A 7,591-nucleotide genomic window follows, 5' to 3' on the forward strand; every position below is an offset into this window, starting at 1 on the left:
CAGCTATAGTCCCACGGTGAGTAGTACCACCACGTACTACGCAGCCAGCCACAGCACTACCACAGGCTGCACCGATACCGACAGAGTAGCGGTAACTGCCACTGTGGATGCCGTTCCTAACTTATATTCAGTCACAGGAGGTGTCCATTGCAGCACAGCAGGCACACTGACCGTCGGACTCAATGGTTCACAGTCAGGAATGGAGTACCAACTCTACTTCAATGCTGCACCCGTGTTGGTAGAAGGTACTTCGACCATAGTCAAAGTCTTTGGTACAGGTAGTGCTGTCAATTTTACCTACGATGCGGAAGACGTTGGGACTTATGAAGTATATGCTGTTAATGGCAGTTGTAGTACGCTAATGACCGGAACCGCCAAGATTATCAACCCGCCGACCCAGTATACGATCACCACCACGGCTTACTGCGCCAATAAAAGCGGTGCCCTGATCATTGATGATACCAACCTGGATGTCAAGTACCAGGTCAAAAAGGATGGCGTGAATGAGGGGAGCGAAATTACCGGCACCGGTAGCGGTATGACCCTGGGCAACTATGATGATCCGGGCGTTTATACGGTGGTGGCCACCTATGCCGGTTCCAACTGTAGCCCGGTAACCATGGCTGGAAGTATCACTGTGGAGACGGTGGTACCTATGCCCAATGCACCCAATGTCACTGACGATGAATGTACCAAACGTATCGTTACGAAAAACGGTACCGAGCCAGGTGCCGGTGTGCATGGGTATCCAATCACCTGGTACTGGTTTGGTGATGATGAAAATAATGCCAGTCCGGTCCTCATGAGTTCAGATACCATTTGGCAGCCTGATATTTACTATGTCAAAGCCAAGGGCGAGATGCCCAGTGCCATCACCTGCTGGAGTGCTGCAGTTTCTATTGATGCGAATGATTTAATTCCGGGTCCAACACCAGATATTCCTATTGTTGATTCCATCAGCGTGTCAAGTGCCTGCGGGCCTCAGCCTGCGACAACCACGCAAGTCTTACCTGCCGGGCAGGAATATTACTGGCAGGGCCAGAGTAGTACCTCTAAACTCGAGACGGATTCAGGCAATACTTCCGATTTGATCAGTGCCAGTGGTAACTACTATGTCCGTACCAAAACGACCCAGGGCTGCTGGAGTGAGGCCGTTCAGTTTGGCACGTGGAGTATTACGCTCTATCCCACGGTGCAAACCCTCAAAGGAGGAGATGAGCTGGCCAATGACCCGGTCAACTACCGTAAAGTCCATATGGATGCATCCGAAGCCGATGTGACCTACAAAATATACAAAGGAGGCCAGGACACAGGACTCAGCTTCGACGGAACCGGTGGCGCAGCCCGATCAGCGGTGCTGGCATCAGACGGCAGCTATACGGTAGTGGCCGACCGAAATACGTGTACTACGAACGCAACCGATACCATCGCCATTGGCAATGATTTACAAATGAATAAGAGCACAGGCAGAAGCTTTACCGTGCCCGTCACAGATGCGGGCAGTTTACCTACTGCGCTGGGTGACGTGCTGACTTCCACCAGCTATGCCGATGGTATGGGCCGACCGATGCAATCTATTGCCATGCGGGTTTCACCGGATCAAAAGGATATGGTCAGCTTCTATGAATATGACGATCTGGGCCGTATGGCCAAACAATACCTGCCTTATGTGGGAGATACGACGGGCACCCTAAAAACAGCGACCAAAACCACCCAGGCCAGCTTCTACCTGGTATCAGGTGACCAGATCGCCAATGATTCTGTCCCGTACACGCTGACTACCTATGAGGCTTCACCCATGAACCGCGTCAAAAACCAATTGGGCGTAGGCAAAGCCTGGCACGATGCCGATCGAAAGGCCAGTGCGACTTACGCCACCAATGTCACGGCGGACAGTGTCATCATCTGGCAGGTGGTGAGTGATACCCTTGCCAAAACCGGTACCTATACCACCGGACAACTGTACAAGACCACCGGCACAGACGAAGAAAATCACCAGGTGATCACCTATACCAACAAGGTAGGGCAGACCGTACTCAAACAAGTGGAGTCAGGCGCTACCAGCTGGGCCGAAACCTACAATGTCTACGACTACAAAGGTCGTCTGCGCTACGTATTACCTCCGGGTGGCGTGGAAGCGTACGAGAGCAGCGGACAAATGACCCAGTCCTTACTAGACACCTGGGCCTTCCAGTACAAATACGATCATCGTCATCGTCTGATTGAAAAACGGGTGCCCGGAGCTGATTGGGTCTACCTGGTCTATGACGACAGAAACAGGCTCGTACTGACCCAGGATGGCAACCAGCGGGCCGATACCCTTTGGTCTTTCGTAAAATACGATCAGCTCAATCGCACCATCCTCACAGGAGAGAAGAAGATCAGTGGCACGGCCACAGCGATTAGAACAACCGTAGGCACCTCTTCAGTTTTTTATGAAACCTTTGATGCTGCCGGGCTTATGAAATATACCAATCTGTCTTATCCTACCGGGATTACTGCCGACGACATATATTCGGTGAGCTATTATGATAACTATGATTTTACCAGCAAGACCTTTAGTTTACCATCAAGTGTATTTACGGATACCACAGACTATAGGGAAACCCCTGCGCAAACTACACATGCACTGAAAGGATTAACTACAGGTGCCAAAACCAAAGTACTAGGCACCACCACCTTTTTGGAAACAGTCAACTTCTACGATGATAAATACCGGGTTGTGCAATCGATCAGTGAAAACCACAAAGGAGGGGGAGACACCACCACCGTACAGTACAACTTTGCCGGACAGGTGATGAAGACCCATGTCAAGCACAACCCGCAGGGAATAGTAGGAGATACGACTACCATCGAACAGGCCTATACCTACGACCATGTGGGACGGTCGCTGACCACTACTCATAGCATCGATGGGGCAACACCAGTCACTATCGCCAGCTACACCTACAACGAGCTGGGGGCACTGGAAAACAAAACCCTGGCGGGTGGCTTCGAAGACATCGACTATGAATACAACATTCGGGGCTGGATCACGCAGATGAACAATCCGAATGACTCTGAGGATCATCTCTTCGAAATGGAGTTTAAGTACGAAACTGCCACTAACACGCAGTACAATGGCAACATCGGTGAAGTGGCCTGGAAAAATCCGTATGAAAGTACCACCAGCAGTTTCAACTATACCTACGATGAGATGAATCGCCTGAAAACGGCCAATTATGACAACACCGGCTCCAGCAGCCGGGACTACGGACTGGAAAGCATCAGCTACGATGCCAACAGCAACATCAAAACCCTGAAGCGAAAAGGCGATCATGATGATACGGCCAACCAGAGCTTTGATGATTTGGTGTATAGCTACTCAGGCAACAAGCTCACCAAAGTGACTGACAACGCCTCGATGGATACCGGCTTCAAAGACGGCGTCAATGTGGCTACTGAATATTTGTACGATGCCAATGGCAACCTCACCGAAGACAAAAACAAAGGCATCACCGCGATCACGTACAACCACATCAACCAGCCCACCAGGGTGACCTATGACAGTACCAAGTTTATTACCTATACCTATGCCGCTTCCGGGGCCAAAGTATCGCAGATGGTGGTAGAAAACGGGGACTCTACCGTCACCGACTATCTCGGTGGCTTCCTTTACCAGGAGGACAGTTTGCAAATCATCGCCCACAGTCAGGGCCGTGTCGTAGCCGAACGGGATGCCAGCAACAACTTCGAAGGTTATGAGTATCAGTACCACCTCACCGATCATCTGGGCAATGTCAGGGTGACTTTTAAGACGGAAATAGACACAGATGACTACCTGGCTACCGTGGAAACCGACTCAGCCAGTCTGGAAAGGCCGTATTTCTACAACCTGGACTCAACGCGCTACACCCATGCTTTGGCCAACCACACCGTCAGTGGGGACGAAGTATCACGGATCGGGCAAGACAGCTTGCATCTGATCGGTCCGGCGATTGCACTAAAAGTAGTGCCTGGTGATACCATCGATATGGAAGTCTATGCCTACTATGAAGGTGGTACGGGCTACAATAATACAGTGGCAGTCAATACTTTCATTACGGCCCTGGCCGGAGCCTTTGGTGGTACGAGCGGAGCCGGAGGAGAGTCCGGTTCGATCTTCGATGGGGTGAATGATGCACTGGTCGGCGGAGCAGGAGGTGTAGGTGGCAGCGGCAACGACGCGGTACCGGCAGCTTACCTGTCCTACATCCTCTTCGACCAGAACTACAATGAGATCCAGAACGGTTATCACGAGATCAGTAGCAGTGCAAACCTGGCCCAGGAGCGATTATATTTGGATGATATCACGGTAAGTGAGCCAGGGTATTTATATATTTACACCAGTATGCAAAGCAACGTCAACCAACCCGTATACTTCGATGACCTGAAGGTCACGCACACGCATAGTCCTGTGGTGCAGAAGGACGACTACTTACCTTTCGGCCTCTCTTTTAACTCCTACAGTAGGGCAGCGATTACCCAACAAAACTTTAAGTTTAATGCCGGCTCAGAGCTGGAAGCAATGACCGATTGGTACAGCACACCATTCAGGAAATACGACCCGAGTTTGGGCAGGTTCCATGGGGTGGATGCGTTGGCGGATTTATATACAGGGGTTAGTCCTAGTCAATTTGCAGGAAATAATCCGATCAAATACAATGACCCTACAGGACTGACTACAGCTCCTGGTGATCCAGAAAATGGCGGTGATGGTGGTGGACCTTTAATTCCCACCAACCGTGCAGCTATGTATACTCATGGCTATCGAGGGGGAACAGGTGGGCGAGGCTCGCTTTATTCCAGAACTTTTGGGAATTTTGGTCTCAGCGCTGGATACTATCAGGTTAAGAGCATGGGACGGAAAGCCTTGAAAAGTACAACATGTACAGATTGCGCGTCAGTTACAACCTATGATAATAATGGTAATGTGGCAAGCTTTGATCAAACTGTTAATTTTACTTTAGGTAGTGGAGTAGCTATAGCTAGAAAAATGATTCAGTTTATCACTAGTGGGGATTATGCGCAGATCACCTCGGACGGCAGACTTGTTGTTCCTTGGACGAATACATCCTATGCGAGTTATAAGTCAAATCAATCAAATGGGGGGGCTGGCCCTTGGGAGACTGCAATAGGTATGACAGTTGATTGGGCGCTTGGAACAGGGGCTGAAAATAGAGTATTTAGAAATGATGAAATAGCTAATTCTTTTCGGGATTCAAGGGTTGTGAACCAAGCTAGAGAATACTGGTATAATGAAGTAAATGCGGGAAGAAAAAGCATTACTGATGGAGTAACTAATTTTAGAGGGAAAGAGGTTTGGTCAGGAGGTAATTTTGGCATATCGGGAGCAATAGCAGCGGGATCAGACCCTATTGAACAATTTGTTGGGAGTTTTTCGCCTGCAATCACTAGTGACGGTACAACTTTGACTTATACACTAACTAATACTTCAAGCTTCAAATCTCTTGCCTACGGTATTGGCCCTGATTGGTTAAGGTCGACATTTGGTCCCGGAGGTAATATGTCACAGACCTATATATTCACAGAACCTATAATATTTAAATAAGAATGAAACTAAGAACAATCGTATCTTCATTAGTGATTACTTTAGCATTATTTGGATGCATTGGTAATGCCCATTATGAAAGTGTAACAAAGGGCTATTCTTTGTCTGCGATTGACGTAATGTCAGACATGACCTTGAATTATAAGAATGATGAAGGTTATTCTTTCAGTGTTGTTACTTCTACTGTTTTTGCAATAGGTTATGATGAGGACTTTATTATTGTTAAGCAGCATCCAAGAGAATTCCCTAATCCGCCCGATAATTTGATTACAAATTACTTTATCATACCTTTTAAAAACAAGGTCTCTGAATTACCTGAAAGTAATGTAATTGGGCCTTTTGCTAAAAATGAATTTGAAGGTAAGCGAGAGGAGCTTGGTATTTCTGATGATTTAAAGTTTACCAAGGTGATCGAAGAATTAGAGTAGCACCAACTGGTCCCTCCACCAACTGGTCCAAGCATAAACTAAGAAAAACTGGCGCAAGTGTTTACTTGTGCCTTTTTCTTTGGTAGTGTCGAGAAATGAGGAAAGAAAGTAGGACCAATGGTCATTTACCACCTGGCAATAGAATTTTTAGATAAAAGTTAAAATATGGATTTTGGATTATCAGTAGAAGCGGATGTTGAATTACAAGAAAGAACGATTTTTGTTCATCAATTATCAGAAAGACTTAATGCTCACTTTTCCGTAAGGAATTTTGGGAGTGATTTAAAAAGCCTCCTCAATCGGCTATTGGGTCTGGGTTATTAGCTTCTAATGGAGGATCAAATGATGTATATCAGGTCGGAAATAGAACAGTAGTTCGGAATACACTTAAAGATGGCAACTGGCGACCTTACACTGCCGGGTCGTATAATACAAAACTTGTTACAGGTGAGGCGAAAGCAGTTATTAGAATTAGAGATCCAGATACAGGGGAAATTGTTATTAGAACGATACTTCCTGAATTGCAGATAGGATTTATGATGCCCCAAGGTTTTGAAAATACAGCAATGGATACCTATGGACCAAACTATCAAACCCAAACTGTTATAAATTTAAGAGAAAACAGGGCGCGTGAAAAATGGTTAAATGGAAGCGAATTAATGATAAATCACTATGATGACAGTACATACAATTTTAACACTTACAAATATCAAGTTCGACCACTTTATATAATAGAATAATAAAATTTATGACAATTAAAATTCGCATGACAATTCTTGTCATTGTTTTAGGGCTTTTGTTTTATATTTTCAATAGTTTGTATTCAAGCCTAGTTCTTGATTTAGTGGTGTCGAATGATTGGTCTGAACTAAGTTTAGTGATTTTTCTATTGGTTTATGATTTAATTGTAATAATTCTGCTCTTAAATTGGAAAAAGTTGGATTCCAAAGCAGACTATGTGTTTACTGGGAGTTTAAAAAGACGATACTTATTTGGATTCTTTTTCTTAAGTTTAATTATGGGGCTGGCTTTTGTATATTCAAGGCTTGGTGGAAACGAAAAGGTTGCAAACTTAGATTTTGCATATTATGCTGCTCACTTTTCTTTTATAATCTTCACTCCATTAGAAGAAATATTACATCGTAAAATATTCTTATCGAATTTGTTAAAAGATACTTCGCCAAGTATGGCAATTATTATTAATTCGATGATGTTTACATTAATACATATCCCTATTGACCTATTTGATTTAGCAAGATTTGGGATCGGGAATCCAATAATGTATTATGTTGTAATATTTATTTTTTCTAGTTATTTGGGTTTTGTCTACTTTAGAACTAGAAATATTATGATTGTAATAGGTCTTCACTTTGTTTATAACTTGGTAGTTAATCTATTTGCTCTGCTATTACTTCTATATCCCTGACGAGGAACCCTGATCGGGCGCGTTTAGCCTTTTCGGCGTAACGCGTGCGGAAAAGTAGAAGCTCGTTGCATTTAGATAGTACGATGTCGGAGAAATACAAATTTCGTGATCCAAAGGGTATCTACTTTGTGACTGGTACAGTTGTTC

The 7,591-nt window shown here is 45.4% G+C and carries 4 protein-coding genes; all 4 read left to right on the forward strand.

Going from position 1 to position 7,591, the window contains the following annotated elements; all coding sequences use genetic code 11:
- The first annotated feature begins 16 nt into the window (after positions 1-16).
- The 4 genes from ABJD64_RS25415 to ABJD64_RS25430 all read left to right on the forward strand — a co-directional run bounded on the left by ABJD64_RS25415 (position 17) and on the right by ABJD64_RS25430 (position 7,444).
- Entirely contained in the window at positions 17-5,590 is a 5,574-nt protein-coding gene (locus tag ABJD64_RS25415; protein ID WP_348175928.1) for a DUF6443 domain-containing protein, read from the forward strand.
- Between the two features lie 2 nt (positions 5,591-5,592).
- Positions 5,593-6,018, forward strand: coding sequence for a hypothetical protein (locus ABJD64_RS25420; RefSeq protein ID WP_348175930.1), 426 nt, complete (start codon positions 5,593-5,595; stop codon positions 6,016-6,018).
- 165 nt (positions 6,019-6,183) lie between these two features.
- Positions 6,184-6,342 (forward strand): hypothetical protein, encoded by a 159-nt coding sequence (locus ABJD64_RS25425; RefSeq protein ID WP_348175933.1) that lies wholly within the window; start codon positions 6,184-6,186, stop codon positions 6,340-6,342.
- Between the two features lie 424 nt (positions 6,343-6,766).
- Positions 6,767-7,444: a type II CAAX endopeptidase family protein gene (locus tag ABJD64_RS25430; protein WP_348175936.1), complete on the forward strand. Its 678-nt coding sequence runs from the start codon at positions 6,767-6,769 to the stop codon at positions 7,442-7,444.
- The last annotated feature ends 147 nt before the right edge of the window (positions 7,445-7,591 follow it).

Source organism: Reichenbachiella sp., assembly GCF_039944555.1.
Lineage (GTDB): Bacteria > Bacteroidota > Bacteroidia > Cytophagales > Cyclobacteriaceae > Reichenbachiella.

Coding starts and splice junctions, on each gene's coding strand:
- ABJD64_RS25430 (WP_348175936.1), top strand. CDS start 6,767: ATGACAATTAAAATTCGCATGACAATTCTTGTCATTGTTTTAGGGCTT.
- ABJD64_RS25420 (WP_348175930.1), top strand. CDS start 5,593: ATGAAACTAAGAACAATCGTATCTTCATTAGTGATTACTTTAGCATTA.
- ABJD64_RS25425 (WP_348175933.1), top strand. CDS start 6,184: ATGGATTTTGGATTATCAGTAGAAGCGGATGTTGAATTACAAGAAAGA.